This is a genomic window from Pseudomonas sp. GZJR-8 (assembly GCF_002916705.1).
GTDB classification, from domain to species: domain Bacteria; phylum Pseudomonadota; class Gammaproteobacteria; order Pseudomonadales; family Pseudomonadaceae; genus Aquipseudomonas; species Aquipseudomonas synxantha_A.
This window is the reverse complement of record NZ_JXSI01000003.1, coordinates 547,316-564,796: the sequence shown is the minus strand read 5'-3', so window position 1 is coordinate 564,796 and position 17,481 is coordinate 547,316. Positions and strand designations below refer to the sequence as shown.

General features: G+C 54.9%; 18 protein-coding genes. 15 read left to right on the top strand and 3 right to left on the bottom strand.

The features are described from left to right. Positions 1–170: 170 nt before the first annotated feature. From TK42_RS08870 to TK42_RS08840, 6 genes are all read left to right on the top strand, one after another. The gene (locus TK42_RS08870; RefSeq protein ID WP_242462635.1) at positions 171–752 is read left to right on the top strand and encodes an imm11 family protein; all 582 of its coding nucleotides are present in this window, start codon (positions 171–173) and stop codon (positions 750–752) included. A 115-nt stretch (positions 753–867) separates the two neighbouring features. Next, on the top strand, positions 868–1,311 hold the full coding sequence (locus TK42_RS08865; RefSeq protein WP_087945075.1) for a hypothetical protein: 444 nt from the start codon (positions 868–870) through the stop codon (positions 1,309–1,311). 267 nt (positions 1,312–1,578) lie between these two features. Continuing rightward, complete coding sequence (gene comJ / locus TK42_RS08860; protein WP_103734044.1) at positions 1,579–2,052, top strand: competence protein ComJ; 474 nt, start codon at positions 1,579–1,581, stop codon at positions 2,050–2,052. A gap of 418 nt (positions 2,053–2,470) precedes the next feature. Next, positions 2,471–2,863: an SMI1/KNR4 family protein gene (locus TK42_RS08850; protein ID WP_177464438.1), complete on the top strand. Its 393-nt coding sequence runs from the start codon at positions 2,471–2,473 to the stop codon at positions 2,861–2,863. A 323-nt stretch (positions 2,864–3,186) separates the two neighbouring features. Next, positions 3,187–3,651 (top strand): hypothetical protein, encoded by a 465-nt coding sequence (locus TK42_RS08845; protein WP_256584555.1) that lies wholly within the window; start codon positions 3,187–3,189, stop codon positions 3,649–3,651. A 596-nt stretch (positions 3,652–4,247) separates the two neighbouring features. Further along, entirely contained in the window at positions 4,248–4,655 is a 408-nt protein-coding gene (locus TK42_RS08840) for a hypothetical protein (protein WP_103734042.1), read from the top strand. Between the two features lie 106 nt (positions 4,656–4,761). Here TK42_RS08840 and TK42_RS08835 read toward each other — a convergent pair whose 3' ends face one another. After that, positions 4,762–5,019, bottom strand: coding sequence for a hypothetical protein (locus TK42_RS08835; protein WP_005783616.1), 258 nt, complete (start codon positions 5,017–5,019; stop codon positions 4,762–4,764). Between the two features lie 254 nt (positions 5,020–5,273). On the opposite strand from TK42_RS08835, the gene TK42_RS08830 reads away from it, so the two are divergent. The 4 genes from TK42_RS08830 to TK42_RS08815 all read left to right on the top strand — a co-directional run bounded on the left by TK42_RS08830 (position 5,274) and on the right by TK42_RS08815 (position 8,189). Next, on the top strand, positions 5,274–5,966 hold the full coding sequence (locus tag TK42_RS08830; RefSeq protein WP_103734041.1) for a hypothetical protein: 693 nt from the start codon (positions 5,274–5,276) through the stop codon (positions 5,964–5,966). 503 nt (positions 5,967–6,469) lie between these two features. Next, positions 6,470–7,150 carry a CsgG/HfaB family protein gene (locus TK42_RS08825; RefSeq protein ID WP_005783620.1) on the top strand — a complete coding sequence of 227 codons (681 nt, stop codon included), beginning with the start codon at positions 6,470–6,472 and terminating at the stop codon, positions 7,148–7,150. Positions 7,151–7,179: 29 nt separating this feature from the next. Beyond that, a complete protein-coding gene (locus TK42_RS08820) occupies positions 7,180–7,542 on the top strand; it encodes a DUF4810 domain-containing protein (protein WP_103734040.1) in 363 nt (120 codons plus the stop codon). Further along, entirely contained in the window at positions 7,539–8,189 is a 651-nt protein-coding gene (locus TK42_RS08815; protein WP_043049149.1) for a DUF799 domain-containing protein, read from the top strand. The genes TK42_RS08820 and TK42_RS08815 overlap by 4 nt, the downstream gene beginning before the upstream one ends. 6 nt (positions 8,190–8,195) lie before the next feature. On the opposite strand, the gene TK42_RS08810 is transcribed toward TK42_RS08815, so the two are convergent. Beyond that, entirely contained in the window at positions 8,196–10,415 is a 2,220-nt protein-coding gene (locus TK42_RS08810; protein ID WP_103734039.1) for a M10 family metallopeptidase C-terminal domain-containing protein, read from the bottom strand. Positions 10,416–10,639: 224 nt separating this feature from the next. Here TK42_RS08810 and TK42_RS08805 point away from each other — a divergent pair, with 224 nt between their 5' ends. The 3 genes from TK42_RS08805 to TK42_RS08795 all read left to right on the top strand — a co-directional run bounded on the left by TK42_RS08805 (position 10,640) and on the right by TK42_RS08795 (position 13,578). Continuing rightward, positions 10,640–12,268, top strand: coding sequence for a VWA domain-containing protein (locus TK42_RS08805; protein WP_103734038.1), 1,629 nt, complete (start codon positions 10,640–10,642; stop codon positions 12,266–12,268). Between the two features lie 153 nt (positions 12,269–12,421). Next, the gene (locus TK42_RS08800; RefSeq protein ID WP_103734037.1) at positions 12,422–12,994 is read left to right on the top strand and encodes an RNA polymerase sigma factor; all 573 of its coding nucleotides are present in this window, start codon (positions 12,422–12,424) and stop codon (positions 12,992–12,994) included. Then, positions 12,991–13,578 (top strand): hypothetical protein, encoded by a 588-nt coding sequence (locus tag TK42_RS08795; protein ID WP_103734036.1) that lies wholly within the window; start codon positions 12,991–12,993, stop codon positions 13,576–13,578. Before TK42_RS08800 ends, TK42_RS08795 begins: the two co-directional genes overlap by 4 nt. A 48-nt stretch (positions 13,579–13,626) precedes the next feature. Here TK42_RS08795 and TK42_RS08790 read toward each other — a convergent pair whose 3' ends face one another. Further along, positions 13,627–14,658 (bottom strand): SDR family oxidoreductase, encoded by a 1,032-nt coding sequence (locus TK42_RS08790; protein ID WP_103734035.1) that lies wholly within the window; start codon positions 14,656–14,658, stop codon positions 13,627–13,629. A 116-nt stretch (positions 14,659–14,774) separates the two neighbouring features. Here TK42_RS08790 and TK42_RS08785 point away from each other — a divergent pair, with 116 nt between their 5' ends. Next, on the top strand, positions 14,775–15,644 hold the full coding sequence (locus TK42_RS08785) for a LysR family transcriptional regulator (RefSeq protein WP_103734034.1): 870 nt from the start codon (positions 14,775–14,777) through the stop codon (positions 15,642–15,644). A 334-nt stretch (positions 15,645–15,978) separates the two neighbouring features. Continuing rightward, positions 15,979–17,250, top strand: coding sequence for a DUF4062 domain-containing protein (locus TK42_RS08780; protein WP_103734033.1), 1,272 nt, complete (start codon positions 15,979–15,981; stop codon positions 17,248–17,250). Positions 17,251–17,481: the final 231 nt, after the last annotated feature.

Here is a 17,481-nt window from a genome sequence, read left to right as displayed (position 1 = left end):
TTAAAGGCTGTTTAGTCCTGAAGCAGGTGTAAACCTATTTCAGGACTAGACAGTCCCCTTTTTTCGTTGATTCGTGACAAAAATATTGGAAGGGATTAAGTCAGAAGCAGTAATCGTGGGTAGTGAAGTTGATAAATGGCTTACGAGGGACTGAAATGAGATATTACTTAATGCGACAAGATGTAACTGTCTGCGATAGGTGGGTGCTCGGAGATGTACATCATGTAGATAACTGGCATTTCAGTGATCCTGCAGTTAATTTTACGGAGCCAGGCACATATACCCTCGATGTAAGGTTCGACGGTAAAGAAGTTGATTATTCCCTCGCTGGATACGCCAGTGTTCCTGTTTTAAGCGAGAGGGCAAAAAATTCGCTCGCCGGTTTGCCAGAGATAGACGAACTTTATCAGCATGTCGTTTTTGAGCCGGTTAAGATAAACAATAAAGTGGTTTGCCAGAGCTATTTTTTGATGATTATAGAAACGCAAATCGATTGCGTGGATGAAAAGCGCTCTCGCTATAAAAAGTTTGAGGTAGATGATCCTGTTAGGCCAGATATGGCCGGCAACTATCGTGCTTTCTACAATTTGGTGGTTGACCCGGGTAGGGTCGGATCAAGTCATATATTTAGACTTAAAAAATATTTGGGTGCGATCATAGTAAGTGAAGAAGTGAAACGGCGACTTGTGGCAGCTGGTGTTGTCGGCGTACTGTTTGAATCTGTTAATGGTGATCAAGAAACCGTTACCTAGTTAGTCAGGTAGTTGGGGGAAGGCGGCGAATTTGCTTAATTCGTGGTGGTAGTGCAAAGGCCATTGATTAAATCTGCCCCCCTTTTGTTGTGTTTAATTACATGGGGGGCGATTTGTGTCGGACAAACAAGTATATGAGCTAACGATTGATGATCTTGATCGCTACAGCGTTTGGTTTTTTCCGATGGACGATACCGTGGAGGATGAGTTAACTGTACGCCCCCTCGCCGAGCAGGAAACGTGCTCAGACTTTCAGATTATCGTTCGAGCTGATTTTTTTGGTGAAAGACACTCTGTGTATCGCGGCTATTTGTATTGGAACTCCAATTCCGCAATTGAATGCTTAAAGCCTGTTGTATTGTCTGATAAGGGAGCCGTCGTAAATTTTTGGAGCGGTATAGTAACTCCCGCGTGGGAAAGTTCAGAGTTTGCCGGTTCGATTAGATCCGAGCTGCCTATTTCTTATGCCTCGGAATCGGTTTTCGGTCTTCCTTCCATTTGCGGAAAGCTGGAGGGACTTTATTATCTTTCTGATGATCAGGTGTGCTGCGTTAAATGACGCGAGAAAAGGGGGGTGATTTATTTAAATTTGCGCTTGGATCTATTAAATAAATCTGTCCCCTTTTTGTTTTGCTAGAGAAGTGAAAAAAGGGAGCGGGAAAAAAGGGAGCAGATTTATCTGAATTAGGGTTGAAAAATCTTTTAAACAAATCTGTCCCCTTTTTCTAATAAGCCCGAAAGATAATATGGGGGCTGGCGCATGTATAGGTAATGCATGTCGCGGACTGCCCGATGGCGAGAAAGCCAGAATTAAGGTGGTGGACTAATGGCTAGGTTTAGAGAAAGTATATATTTGTCTTATTCGCAATTTTGCGTGTTTTTGAGTTCGCTTGATCAGCCGTATAATGATTGGAGTGATCGTAGTTATGCGCAAGGATTTGCGTGGAGGTTAGGGAGTGTCTCTTTTAGAGCTTTGATTGACGAAGGGGATCATATAATTAGCTTTTTCATTAACGAACAAGTGCCCGCTATAAGCGCAGACGTGGTTCGGGCCTTTAAAGTTCCCTTCTCGGTAATAGATAGAAATATTGAGGTTGGTAGTATTTCGAGTACGGTTCCTCTAGAACTGCCTGAAGGAGATTATTCTCTTCAGGTCGAATTTATAAGACCCTCCTCAAGTGCAGTGTATGAAATAAATGTCCATTTAAATTTAGGGGGCTGCGATTTTGAGGTGTTGAGAGCAGACGTCGAAATTGACGAGCAAGGTGCGTTTGATATCGATGCGGTTCCTGCGGGATAAAATTTCGGAGAAATGGGAGCGGATTTATTTTCAGGGAAAGGGGGAAAGGGGACAGATTTATTTAAATTAGAATTGAAAAGCATATTAAATAAATCTGTCCCCTTTTGCAGAGTTATCTGACATCAATAGGAAGGAATTTAACAAGGTAAAAAATGATCTGATAAATCAATGGGAGGTAAATACTGGGCAAGTGTGGCCGCGCTACACGGAGGATGTTGTCGCAAAAAACGGGGTGACAATTTCGCGAAAAGCCGGACAGCCGTTTGACGCACATCATATTATTGAAAATAGCTTTGGCGGACCTAACGAATGGCGGAATATGCATCCTGCCAGATTTCCGGATCAGCATCAGGGTGGAATACACCGTGCCGGAGGTGTGGCCAGAGAGATTTTTTCCGACAAAAAGTAGGGGGTGAAGATGGATATTAAAGCTTTTTTAAAGAGTAAGAAAGAAGAGCATTTGCTCGATGGCTTGGCTGCTGTAGATGATGCGAGTCTTAATGCAATAAGGGCAGGGCAGAAAAATGCTCCTGATGATTACTTAGAGTTTTTGCAGGAGTTCGGAAGTGGGGAAATTGAAACAGTCGGATTCATGCTCTACAACGGCCTTATAGAGGCAAGTGATATTTTTGATGAGGAGACTGCGGCGCAATTTGAAGGTGTCATGATTTTTGGCGATGATATGCAGGGACGATGTGTCGGTTTTGATAAAAATGATAAATGGGCTGTAGTGGAAATAGACTCTGCAGATATGAGTGTTAAAAAGTTATGTGATACATTTTATTTGTTTGTTTATAATTTGTTGGAATGAATTTGGAACAGAAAAGGGGACTGAAAATGGTGCAAATTTATTTTAGTTAGCAGTAAAAAACCTATTAAATAAATCTGTCCACTTTTGTTTTGTGAAGTTTGATAGTGTAGAGGACATTAACGGTATAACTTTGATTGATCGAAAACGGCGCTAACTACATTTGATAAACAGATACAGAGCGTTCAGCGAGTATCGGCAGCGCTAAAGCAGAATCCGGGAGTTAAGGCTGTTTTTGAATTTCCTAATCAAAAAGCAGCCGATAGGGCAACAGATATCCTTATTGAGCAAAATATCAGAAATATTTCTGTAAGGGTGGTACGGTAATGACTAAATATAAGCTTGAGTTTCGGCATAGACCTAGTGTTTCAGAGTCTATCGAAGAGAGGCATAAAGATTTTTTGAGGGCTATAGGCGATTTGGGCGTTCCGTGGAGTTTGAACGATGCCTTTGAAGTTCCCCCTATTGGAAGCGAGTTGGTGACCTCGGTGTCATTGGATAAGCTACTTCCAGTCGGCGTTAAAGGTCGAATTTCATATGCTCTGCGAGATCAGAAGTATCTCCAAGATGATGCGCAGTTTGATGATGCGCTATTTATTGAATTTACAGACTCCAAAGTCGACTATTCGTATTTGTTGAAGGTTGTTTTTCCTGTTTATATAAAGGCGTTTGGCTCCTATCGCTCAGCTTTACATGATTGGAATGTTACGAGGAACGATTGGCCTTTAGTGTTGGAAGCTTGTGACGCCACAAAAAAGACGTTAATGGTAGGGATGGCGTTTTTCGTATAAATGCAGCGAATTATTTCGATAAGGAATTGTGTTTTCGCGCCTTTGGAAAGGGGCCTCGTGAACTTTTTGATTTGTTGAATGGTTACGTAGAAGAAGTGTATGAATTTGAAGAAGGGGTTTTGATTGTAATTAGTTATACTCCGCTTTCTGCCGACGAACTACTCAATGCGGGTGACCGACTAAAAAGTCTAGTGGTTTGATTTTTTTTGTTTGGTTAAATTGGTTGGTGTGTTGCAGTTTTGATTGGGCTTGGTTGAGTTGGTGTAAAGGTTCTGTTTTGGTGATTCTTTAACAAAATGGTTTATTATAAGTCGGGCGTAGAAAAGGGGACTAGAAAAGGGGATAGATTTGAATGGCACTTACTTAACCTTCTTCGGGTGTCCATTTCTCCTGATCTCGGCCCTTGCCGCGAGAAAAGGGGACTGCTCGTCCCGTGGCGAAATCATATCAAAGGAAAAAGTTGAGCTGGTGCAAAGAGAAGAAAAGGGCATAGATTTATTTTGATTCGAGATCGCAGAAAAACCAATTAATGGTTGAAGGGAGCCATACATAATGACTGATGAAACAAAAAAAAAGGATTTTGGCGCTGGGGTTTTGTGCTGTTGCTTGTTGGTATAGCAGCGGTCTTGATAAAACAAGCAACAGAAGAAACGCCTGAGCCTAGCAAACCAACCTTCCTTAGTGACTTGATAATCGTCACCGCGCGAACGCACGCGCGTAATCGGAAGGTTGACGAAAATACAGAGCTTGTTCGTATGGATGCGACTAATAGTCATACTATAACGGTTTATTATTCTTTATTGAATTATGATTCTGATGTTTCTAGTTTTAACTTGGAAGCTACCAAGTCAGCAGTTGTAAATATTTTTTGTGATCCCCAAAATTTTGAAAAACAATCCATTTTTTCGCTGGGCGGGACTTACGTTTATGTTTTTGGTAGCAAAAATGTAAAAGAAATTGGCCGATTTGAATTTAACAAAAAGAATTGTGAAGGTTCTTTGTAAACGCTTGGTCATCGAGGCGGAGCAGTGCGAAAGGGCAGGTTTATTTAGCCTTTACCCTCCCCGCACGAGGCCAAAGCGGGCGACACGAAGGCCGCCCGATTTTCACTCAAGACGGATCGGCATTAAGCCTGCGACTGATGACATCCAGCAAATCACACCCATCGCGCAGCGGAATGGCCAGCAAATGGGCGAAGTCTGAAAGTACTACGGCATCGCTGCTGAGTTGTTCGCGAAAGGCCAGGTTTTCCAGCAGTTGGGTGACGGCCCGAATGCGGTGCACGGCGGCGTCGTGAAGGACGTCGAGAGGTGCCTGGGTGTCGATGATCAGGGCTGGGACGGTGCAGTCGTGGCCGGTTAGGGGAATGTATCGATTCATCATTAAGCTCTCTGGATTATTGAGGGCTCGTTCTTCGGGTCGCCAAACCCGGTCACCTTTTGAGTGACGGCCGGACTATAAGCCGCACCACCAAGCCCGCGCAAGGCATCAAAATGCCGCCGCTTCGGAGCGTGTACGCAGCTACTAACGTCTTGCCACCCATTGCCGACATACTGCTCACGAACAAACGCACTACGACTATGCAAATCTGAAAGCTTCACCCCAAACATTAAAGGACCAATGTGAAAAACCTCCTCCTCATTCTCTTCGCCACCCTCATCCTCGGCGGTTGCGTCAGCCACCCCCTCACCCCCGAAAACCGCGCTCAGATCAAGACCGTCAAAGTCCTGCCCGTGAAGTGGGAAAAAAACATGGTGTACTTCGGCCGCGAACAGGCCTGGGGCGCGGCCCTGGGTGCCGGGGTTGGCGCCGGTGTTGGCATGGCCAGCGGGGCGTCCGAGCTGGGTACTGCGGCGTTGAGTGGCGCCGGGTTTGCCGCGGGCATGAAGCTCGGGCAGTTGGCCGAGATGCCGACGCCGGTGGCTATTCTGACGGTGATGGAGGCGGAAAAACTCGATGTAGGCGTGTTGCTCAAGCAGGGCTTTGTCGATGAGTTGGGTAAGACTTCGACGCTCAAGGTGGTCGGCGACGATGAGCCCGCCGATGCGCAGATTCAGCTGACCGTGTCCGAGTGGGGCTTTCGCCTGACCCAGGGTTTCAGCAGTGTGATTTATCCGACCCTTAACGTGATGGCGCAGATGGATCGCGGCGATGAGATGATCTGGCGCACCTTTGAGGCGGTCACGCCGTTTAATGGCCAGAACGTCTATGGCTACACGCCGCTCACTTACCGCACTGACCCTGAAGCCTTGCGCCGGGCGTTGACCGGGATTACGCAGATTTCTGCGCAGTATCTGGTGAAGGAGCTCAAGTAGGTCTGTGCGAAGGCTGGCGGCTGTTGGTGGGCGGGCTTGGACTAATGCCAGTCAGGGTTAAGCGCAGTTCCCCTGTGGGAGCGGGCTTGCCCGCGAAGGCGGTGTGTCAGTCGCTGCATCTGTTGCTGCACTACCGCTTTCGCAGGCAAGCCAGCTCCCACATTTGATCTTCGTTGCTTTGGGCATTGCGTTCGTTTAATTGATCGGCATTGGGCTTGCCCGCGAAGGCGGTGGGTTAGTCGCTGCATCTGTTGCTGCACTACCGCTTTCGCAGGCAAGCCAGCTCCCACATTTGATCTTCGTTGCTTTGAGTATTGCGGTCGGCAGTAGGGTAAGCCCCCCACCTATGGCCGAAACAACTTGAGAACCGCTCTCAACCCCGTAAAATGCCGCAGCCGTTGCATCACCGTCTTTCAGGGAAGAATCCAGGCCAGTGCGTTTTCAGGCTGCCTATCTCCTTGGAAAACCCAGCAACGCTGATTTCCTCACCCAAGGAGCACCCTGTGAAGACACTGTCCAAAATCCTGCTGTCGGGCCTCACCGCCGCGGCGTTGTTGACCGTGGCCGGTTGCGCCACCGAGAGCAACCGCGCGATGCCGGTGGAGCAAGTCGCCAGCGCCCACGTAGCCTATTCCGGCGTGCGTGTGCCGATTGCCGTGGGCAAGTTCGACAACCGCTCCAGCTACATGCGCGGCATCTTCTCCGATGGTGTCGACCGTCTCGGCGGCCAGGCCAAGACCATCCTCATCACCCATTTGCAGCAGACCAACCGCTTCAGCGTGCTGGACCGCGACAACATGGGCGAGATCTCCCAGGAAGCCAAAATCAAAGGCACCGTGCAGAAGCTCAAGGGCGCTGACTACGTGGTGACCGGCGATGTGACCGAGTTCGGCCGCAAAGAAACCGGCGACCGCCAGCTGTTCGGCATCCTCGGCCGTGGCAAGACCCAAGTGGCCTACGCCAAAGTTGCGTTGAATATCGTCAACATCAATACCTCCGAAGTGGTGTATTCCACCCAGGGCGCCGGTGAGTACGCGCTGTCCAACCGTGAAGTGATCGGCTTCGGCGGCACCGCCAGCTATGACTCCACCCTCAATGGCAAGGTGCTGGACCTGGCCATGCGCGAAGCGATCAACCGCCTGGTCGACGGCATCAACGCCGGCGCCTGGAACCCGCGTAACTGATCAGCCACACCACAAGGAGCAGTACACGGATGAGCAAGGCAGTGAGGTTAGCGCTGACGCTGGCGGCAATCGCAACGGTAACCGGGTGCCAGACGGCGCCCCAGCCCCTGTATCAATGGGAAAGCTACCAGCCGCAGGTTTACGAGTACTTCAAGGGCGAACCCAAGGAAGCGCAGGTGGAAGCACTGGAGCGCGATCTGCAGAAGATCAACGCCAGTGGCCGCAAAGCGCCGCCGGGTTACCACGCGCACCTGGGCATGCTGTACATGAACATGGGCAAGGATGACCAGATGGTGCAGGAGTTTCGCACCGAGAAGGCCCTGTTCCCTGAGTCTGCTGCGTACATGGACTTTCTGTTGAAAAACGCCAAAGCCGGAGTCGCCACCAAATGAGCCTGTTAAAACTCACCGGCGCCTTGCTGGCCCTGGCGTTGCTCGGCGGTTGCGCCGCGCCCAAGACAGTTGATTATTCGGCGTACAAACAGGCGCGGCCCAAGTCGATCCTGGTACTGCCGCCGATCAATGAATCGCCGGAAGTGCAGGCGTCTTACAGCCTGGTGTCGCAAGTCACCTACCCGCTGGCCGAAGCCGGCTACTACGTGTTGCCGATTGCCCTGGTGGACGAAACCTTCCGCCAGAACGGCCTCACCACCGCCAACGATATCCAGGCCGTACAGCCGGCCAAACTGCATGACATCTTTGGTGCGGACGCGGCGCTGTACATCACCATCAGCGAGTACGGCACCCAGTACATGCTGATCTCCAGCGACACCTCGGTGACGGCCTCGGCCAAACTGGTGGACCTGCGCACCGGCACCACCTTGTGGACCGGTTCGGCGCGGGCGTCGAGCGAAGAGGGCAACAACAACGGTGGCGGCCTGGTGGGCATGTTGATCACGGCCGCGGTCAAGCAGGTGATCAACAGCTCTACCGATGCGGCGCATCCGATTGCCGGTATCACCAGTGCGCGCCTGCTGTCGGCGGGGCAACGCACCGGGCTTCTGTATGGGCCGCGTAACCCGAAGTACGGCACGGACTGAACCGCGTCACCTCTGACGACGGTGCTGTTGGATCAAGTCGATGCGGGTGGCCGTGCCCATGGAGTCGCGCTGCCCGTTCACACTGGTGCCGATGGAGCCGTTGTGCAAGGCAACGATCTCGCCCGTATCAACGCTGATCAGCGGTGAGCCGGAGGTGCCGGGCTTCTTGAAGGCATCATGGTAGACCGTGCCCTGATTACGGCTGTCCTGGTCGTATCCCTTGAGTGTGGTGGGTTGGCCCTTGGTATTTAGAAATGAAATGCCGAGGGCCTCTTGCCCATGGTTGGGCATAAAGACTTTCTGCCCAGGCGATGCTTGGGGGCCGGAGGCCAACTTGAGCGGCCGGAACTGCTCGGCCAAGGCTTTTTTCTCGCCGACGGGCAAGTCGACACGCAGCTCGGCATAGTCCAACCGGGCGTCGCCACTGAGCGGGTTGGGGTCCAGCGGCACTTTGCGCTCTACCTTCATTCGGCCGGTGCTGTCTTGTTCATACCCCAGCCACAGTTCGAGCTTGCTGCCTTTGGCCAGCGCGTCGCGCACATGTTGGTTGGTCAGTACGCTGTTGCCATCGTTGATCAGCGAGCCGGTACCCAACGAACGGGTATGCACGCGTTCGTAGCCCCATGAGTCCCGCGTGACGCTCACTTCGCGAATAGTGCCCACGGCCCTGGCCGCGGTATGCATCGGCGTGCCCTTAAGGGATGTGTTGGCGTAGTTCTGCAAGGAGAACGGCGCTTGTTGTGGGGCGAGCATTGGCTCGGGGCGGGGTTTGTACGGTGCTGTCTGCGCTGGCGTCGGCGGTTGCGGAGTTGTTGGCGGTTGCGGCGTAACTCGGGCGGGTGGGGTTGGCAAACGGTTCGGCTGGGAAGCTCGGCTGATCACGTCGTTTGGCTTGATTGGCCCTTGGCTCTTGATATACAGGTCGGCTTGGCCCGAGCCATCCAGGTCAATCGCCAGGCTGTGCTGGCGCGTGTTCGGCTCATAACCAAGCAACGCCTCGCCCGGCCGGCCACTGAAGCGGCGCACAAACTGCAGGTCCTTGATACCCGCGGCCTGCATTGCGGCAAACACATCGATCTTGTCCTGCCCGCTGGTGAAATCGGTGATCAGGTCGGGGCGTTGCGCGGTCGACTCGCTGGCGTTGTTATACACAAAGGTATCCTTGCCCGGCCCGCCGGTAAGGGTGTCCTGGCCCAGGCCACCGGTCAGGCGGTTATCGGCGTGGTTGCCGATGAGTCGATCAGCACCCGTGCCGCCAATGGCATTTTCCAGCGTCACGCCTTTGGCAATGGAGACGTTGCCTTTCATGCCGCCGACATCGGAGAAGTGTTCAGCCTTCAGGTTGATGGTCTGGTCCTGATGAAACCGCGAGAAATCCAGAGTGTCGTTGCCGCCCCCATCCCACACGCTGAACACGGGTGCGTCGTCCGCTGAGTTGAGGCTGAGAAAGTCGCGCCCGGTATTGGAGTTGAAGCCGTAGACCGTGTCGGTGTCGCGGGTTTTGTAATTGGCACCGTAGAGCTTTTGGATGGCGGTGATGTCGTCCATCAGCGGCGCGCCGGCATAGTGGGTTTGGCGGTTTTTGTTGTGATCATGGCCCAGATGACCTGCCCACCAGTAACTCATCAGGCTGTAGGCGCGGTTGTCCTCGGCGTAGCGGGCGTTTTCAGCGTAGCTGCCGCCATTGTTGTATTTGCCGGGATGCATGAGGCCCAAGGTGTGGCCGATCTCATGGGCCAGCAGGTACCGGCTGAAACTACCGTGAGTGAAGGGTCGATTCATGCCGTCTGACGCGAACCAGGCTTGGGTGCCATCGCTGTAGATGCCCGGATAAGACGCATGGCCCGACAGGCCGGTCTGGTTCGGGTCATTACCCAGTAACAGCTGCCCATTGGCCTCGGGTGCATTCTCAGTGAAGGAGATATTGGCGACATCCGCCCAAGACTGCATGGCGCGCCTGGCCTGCTCTTTTTGCGACGGTGAGAACTCGTTAGCGCCGGTGGGTGTGCTGTAGGTGGCTTGTGACGGTGTGAAAAAACGATAGCCGATAGGTGTGGTGCCGTCTGGGTTCTGCACTTTCCAACGATAGCCCGTTCGAGTGATTTGCTCTGCCGCTTGCTCGGTGGTGTAGGACGGCTTGTCTGAAGCGGCCCCGACATAGCTCGGGCGTTCGGCGAATGAGGGCGGCTCATAGCGGTGTGTTAGGTTATTTTTTACGGAGTTCATCGCGATTTCTCTGATGTAAAAAGGCTCCAAAGACGTCAAGAAACAGGCTGTTCTGACAGGGAGGCGAACTCTCAATATGTGGTTGGTGGTAATGGCAGGTTCAGTTGCTTGTGTCTCGAAGTGTGACGCAGCAATTGGGCGAAGAAATAACCGTGGTTAACCCGTACCGGTGCTGCGTTACGTCTGAGCTGTTGAACGGATCATTCATTCACGAGGTTCAGCCCATGTCCCGCTCTGTGCTCTTGCTGCGTCCTGCTGCCCAAGGCTTTGCCGTCACCCTGCTGGTGGCGCTGGCCGGGTGTGGGCTGTCATCGTCCCCTGAAGTCGCCAAACCGATTGAAGCGGCGCCTCTCGCCGAACTTCACAGCGCGCCGATCCAGAATGCAGTGGTCAAGCGTATGGCGATGCCGGCACCGATGGCGGTGCGAGAAATGGCGACGATGGATTACCGCAGCGAACCCCGCGAGCAATACGCCAGCCTGCCGGATAACCCGGTGCATCGCGTTTCCGAAACCCCGGTTTCCACCTTCAGTATCGATGTCGATACCGGCAGCTACGCCAACGTAAGACGCTTCCTCAACCAAGGTCGCCTGCCACCCGAAGGTGCGGTACGACTGGAGGAAATGGTCAACTACTTCCCGTACAACTATGCATTGCCCACTGATGGCTCCCCATTTGGCGTGACTACCGAGCTGGCCGCCACGCCCTGGAACCCGCGTACAAAACTGCTGCGCATCGGTATCAAGGCCTCCGATAAAGCCGTGGCAGAATTGGCGCCCGCCAACCTGGTCTTCCTGGTGGACGTGTCCGGCTCCATGGACCGCCGCGAAGGCTTACCGTTGGTCAAAAGCACGCTGAAATTACTGGTGGACCAACTGCGCGATCAGGACCGCGTGTCACTGGTGGTGTACGCCGGTGAATCCCGCGTGGTGCTCAAGCCCACCTCGGGCGCTGAAAAAGCCAAGATCCGCAATGCCATCGACCAACTCACCGCTGGTGGCTCCACCGCAGGCGCGTCCGGCATCGAACTGGCCTACCAGATGGCCCGCGAAGGCTTTATCGACAAGGGTATCAACCGCATCCTGCTGGCCACCGACGGTGACTTCAACGTGGGCATCAGCGACTTCGACAGCCTCAAGCAAATGGCGGTGACCCAGCGCAAAAGCGGCGTGTCCCTGACCACCCTCGGCTTCGGTGTGGGTAACTACAACGAACACCTGATGGAACAACTGGCCGACGCGGGTGACGGTAACTACGCCTACATCGACAACCTGCGTGAAGCGCGCAAGGTGCTGGTGGAGCAACTCAGCTCGACCCTGGCCGTGGTCGCACGGGATGTGAAATTGCAGATGGAATTCAACCCCGCCCAGGTCAGCGAATACCGACTGCTTGGCTATGAAAACCGCGCCTTGAAGCGTGAGGATTTCAATAACGACAAAGTCGATGCCGGCGAAATCGGCGCAGGGCATACAGTGACCGCGCTGTACGAAATCGTGCCCAAGGGCGAGAAGGGTTGGCTGGAGCCATTGCGATATGCCAATGCACCGACGGCCGAAGGCAAATCCGCCGAGCTGGCGATGCTACGGGTGCGCTACAAGCCCGCTGCGGGCGGCAAGAGCCAATTGATCGAGCGCCCTATCGCCAACCAGGCCACCCCGGCCAGCGACGACCTGCGCTTCTCCTCTGCCGTTGCCGCGTTCGCCCAACAGCTCAAGGGTGATGGCCGCTACACTGGCAACATGAGTTTGCAAGACACCGCCAAACTTGCCCGCTCGGCCCGCGGCGATGACCCGTTCGGCCTGCGCAACGAATTCGTGCAACTGGTGGAACTGGCCCAAAGCCTCAAACCCTGATCTGGCCCACAACGATGTTCAAATGTGGGAGGGGGCTTGCTCCCGATGGCGGTGTGTCAGTATCCGATGTGCTGTATGACCCACTGCTATCGGGAGCAAGCCCCCTCCCACACTAATCCTGCTTCGGCTGACAAAAAGGAGTTCGCCCATTACATGGCCGTCTCAGACGATCCACCCAGCGACGAATCGCTGCTGGCCCGCTACCGAACCGGCGACGCTGGCGCATTTGAAGCCCTCTACGCGCGCCACCGTCAGGGCCTGTACCGCTTCCTCGTGTCCCTGTGCAACAAAGCCGAACTGGCCGAAGAAATCTACCAGGACACCTGGCTCAGTCTGATCCGCAGCACCACCCAGCCACAAGGCCGGGCGAGTTTTCGTACCTGGCTGTTCCAGATCGCCCGCAACCGCCTGATCGACCACTGGCGCAGGCACGGCATCCACAACCCCCTGCACGACAGCTACGACGAACAGTTGCACGCCCAACCCGACGACAGCGCCGGCCCCGAGCAACAACTGAGCCTGAGCCGCGACCAGGCGCGCCTCGACGCCGCCCTGCAAGAACTGCCCGAAGACCAGCGCGAGGTGTTTTTGTTACGCCTGCATGGCGACCTCGAAGTGCCGCAAATCGCCACCCTCACCGGCGCCCCGCTGGAAACCGTAAAAAGCCGCTTGCGCTACGCCCTGCAAAAATTGCGGCGCCTGCTGGCCGAGGAGGTACCTGTATGACTGACTCCCGACACACCCCAGACGACGCGCTGCTCCAGCACTACCGTCAACACAGCACGGGCGAACCGCCCGCGTCCCTCGACGCCTTCATCCTCAACGCCGCCCGCCGCGAAGCGCCGCAGCCGCAACCCAGCCTGTGGCAACGCTGGCTGCAAGCCTGCCAACGCCCGCGCTGGCAAATGGCATTCGCCACCGTCGCCGGGTTGGCGCTGATGATCGGCGTGGTCATGCGCTCCCCCGTGCCGCAGCCCGAAATCTCAACCGCGACATTCTCCGCCCTGCGCCACGAAGAAGCGGCTCAGCCAGCGCCGCAAGCCTTCTCCGCACCCGCGCCAATGGCCCGCATGGCGATAGCGCCCCGAGTTGAAAGTGCGCCAGCTCAAGCCGAAAGCGCAGTGGCAGATCAGCCAGCGGCGAAACTCAGCAAGCGGGCGCTGCCTACGTTGGCAGAAGGTCTGCAGGAAATTGTGAACCTGCGTCGAGCGGGTGAAACCAGGGCAGCGGATGAAAAACTGCTGGCGCTGTACCAACGCTTTCCCCAAGAGGACTTGCCGGCACGGCTAGAGGCGCTGCAAAAGCATTGAACCTGACGCCACGAACCAGCCCCAGGCCTGTCGACCTGGGGCTTTTTATTACAACCCGCCGTAGGCTCGGGACCACGCCACCGTGTCCGTGAGGGTCTGCTCCAGCACGCGAAAGCTCAGCCCCAGTTCCTCTTCACTTTTACGGTGGTTGAAGCGGGTACGGTGCTCCTCGCGTATCAACAGCCGCAACGTCGCCATGCTCAGCAAGATAGGCTTGCCGGTCAGGTAGGCGTAGGCCTCTTGCACCGCTGCCAACAGGTACAGCGCGGGCAGCGGCAGTTGGCGCGAGGGCACCTTGACCCCGGCAATACGCCCCAGCACCGGCATCAGCTGGCGCATGGTCAAGTTTCGCCCGGCCGCGAGATAACGCTCGCCCCGTCGCCCGCTTTGGGCGGCGGCAATGTGCGCCCAGGCCACATCGCGGGCATCGACCAGCGAAAAGGTGCCCGGAATCAGCCCCGGCAACTTGCCGTTGATAACGTCCCTGACCAACTGCCCCGAAGACGTCGGCCCACGGTCACCCGGCCCCCACATCCAACCGGGCAAGACCATGCAGGCGTGCATCTGCGGATGGCTTTCAAGAAACCTCAACACCTCTCGCTCAGCCAGGATCTTGCTGCGGTAGTAGTCATCCGCATCGGCTTCGGCCCGCAGGCACGTCTCGTCGATCGGCGTACTGGGGGCACCGTCGAGCACGGCAATCGACGAGGTATGCACAAACCGTCGCACACCGGCGTCGTAGGCCTGTTGCAGCAGGGCTCGGGTACCGACGACATTGATCTTTTCCAGCTCCTCCCAATGGCTGCCGCCCTTGTAGTTATCGCGAAAAAACGCCGCGCAGTGAAACACCGTATCGCAGCCTTGCAACGCCGCCGCGAAGGCATCCACATCAGCCATATCCCCCACCACCTGCTCCACGCCCGGCACATCGCCGAACTGCTGCGCACCCTTGGCCGCCGAGCGGACCAGCGCCTTCACCGCATAACCCCGTGCGACCAGCTCCCGTACCAGGTTGTTGCCCAGCAAGCCGGTGGCACCGGTCACAAAGGTGCTGCGCAAGGGATTGGGGTTCTTGTTCATACAGGCCATTCCATTTATTGAGAAGGCCAGTAGATATACCGGTCAGCCCGCGCCGTAAAAACAGCGCCTGCGGCATAATGGCTTTGCACATCTGCACACCAGGGAAGCGCGGAGATATGGCATTGCAGGCAAATTGGGATGATCTTCGACTGCTGTTGGCAGTCTCACGGCGCGGCAGCTTTTTACAGGCGGGCCAGTTGCTCGGTATCGCGGCGTCTACCGTCTCCCGCCGCCTCACCCAACTGGAAACCGCCCTGGGCGAGCCACTGGTGGAACGCGGCGTGGAAGGCTGCCGGCTCACCTCCCGAGGCCAAGCCCTGGTAGACGTCGCCCTGGCAGCCGAATCCGGCCTGCGACGCCAGGCCCCCGTCGACGGCACGCCCGCAACCCTCAGCGGCACCGTGCTGGTGAGCGCCGGCGAAGGGTTTTCTGCCTGTGTGCTTGAGGCCGCCAGCCGCTTCACCTCCCAGCACCCAGGCTGCTCCGTAGAACTCCAGGTCACCACCGACTTCCACAAAATCGTGCGAGGCGTGGCCGACATCGCCATACGCACTGCACACCTGGGCGAACCCTCCCTGATCTACCGAGGGCTCGGTAAACTCGCTTACGGCGTGTTCGCCACCGCCGAATACCTGCAACGGTTTCCTGCGCTAACTCCCTCCACTGCCGCCAGTATTGCCTTGCTGCCGCCGCTGGACCTGTTACCGCAAATGCGCGCCGCTAAAGCCGCGGGGCTGGACCATGCGCCGATCAGGGTGAGCTCGTTTGGCGTGCAGCTTGAGTCGGTGAAGCGCGGTATGGGCGTGGCGGTGCTGCCGCGTATTTTGGCGACGGGGTTGAGTGAGGTTTTTCAGGAGATAGAACTGCCGGCGATGGAGGTTTATTTGGTTACGCGGCCGCAGGCGTTGAAGCAGGGGCATATTCAGGGGTTTTTTGAGGTGTTGGAGGGGGTGTTGCGCGATGAAATCTCTAGCCTGGATAAGTAGTATTTCAGGAATTCATCGAGTCCTGCGTAAGGCCCAACCCACCGGGATGTAGAGGCTCCGCCGCTTTTAGCAATATCGAGTCGCGCGTGTAACTCGCCTACAAAAAAGCCCCAGATCTCCCGACCTGAGGCTTTTTCGTTTCATATCTGGTGCCCCGGCGTCGTTTGAACTGAGAGGGCGGGAGCCCGTATCCGCTGGGCCTTGTACGTATGTTCTCGGTTAGGCATACACGTGGGCATACACGGTATCCGTTGTTAACCCGTAAAGAGCGTGACAGCGCTATACCCACGATCTGCTAGTCTTCCGCAACTTAATACTCAATCGAGGGAAGCCAGTGGCTAACAAACTGCGCGCATTTATCAGTAGCACTATGGAGGATTTAGGGAACGAGCGTCGTGCCGTAGTGCAGCAGTTGGTTTCCATGGGAATTGAGCCAGTAAATGCAGAGGACATGTCCCCGGTCGGACGTACGAGCTGGGATACCATCCGCTCTGAGATTGACCAGTGCCACCTATTCGTTTTGATTCTCGGCGACCGCTATGGATGGGAGCCCACCAGCGGCTACGGGGCAAATACTGGTCTTTCCGTTACTCATTTGGAACTCCTGGCAGCGCGCGAGGAGGGCAAGCTTGTGCTGGCTTTCATGAAGAAGCTTCGTCATGGTGCACCGGTCGATGTAAAGCGTGACTCCCTGCGTGGGGAGATATCTGATTGGGCCACAGGCGTATTTCGACAGGAATTTGAATGGGCCGATGAACTTGCTCCGAAGGTGGGGGCGTCAGTTACTACGTTGTTTACAGACGCGTTACTCAAACAATTAGTAAGGCGTGCTGATGAGGCTTCTTCGCCAGCTAGGATCGGTTCAGCTCCACCTCGTGCGGGTGCCGCCTTGTATAAACCGAGCACCGAAAAGGTGCTGCTCGCAGGAGCTGGTATGTCAGTTGCTGCTGGTTATCCGACGGCTTTGGTGCTGATGGATATTTTGGCGATTGATCTGTGGGGACAACCGCAAGATGCGGCCCAATTGATGGCCTACAACTTCAGTGAGCTAGCCGCCTACTACGAGGATGTTTTAGGTCGAAAGGCGTTAGAGAAACGCATTGTTGAGGTGTTAGACACGCCCCAAGCTGTCATGCCTACCCCGGCACATATGAAGGCTGTTCGTTCTTTCAGAAGCATCGTCACTACGAACTATGACAGGCTTTTTGAACGCGCCTGCGATATTCAAGGATTAGCTTATCGAGTAGTGCATCCTTTCGATGCGGTGCCTAACGATCAGTTTGATGGGCTCACTATCTATAAGCTCGTCGGTTCAGCCCTTGCGCCGCAGACGTTGATCCTTACCAGTGAAGATTTACTCCGCGTAGCGCAAGGAAATATATTTCCTAAGGTTCAAAACCTAATTGCACATAGCGAGATAGTGGTAATCGGCCATTCACTACGAGACGGTAACGTTCAGACCCTTCTAAAGCAGCGAGCTCCAGACAGCGCTGCTGTCTACGTTTCAACCTCCACTGCAGCTATCAATGAGGTAGTGCTCTCTCGATTTGGGTTTACACGTGTCCAATCCACAGCGGATGACTTCATGTCCAGCTTCGATGTGTGATGGGATATCGCTTCGTGATCCACAATCCCTGCGGGGGATCGAGCTGTGTGAGCTTTAGGACGTTGAAGACATCCAAATATGTAAGTGTTTTCTGTCTGCTTTGGCACATCGCGGTTGAAATATTCTGATCTGAAAACTCGCTGGGGACCCTGAAGGGTACGAAGGCACACGGGGCATGAAACCAGCGGGAACGTGGTAGCGGCAACCACACCAGCTTACTGAAATTTCAAT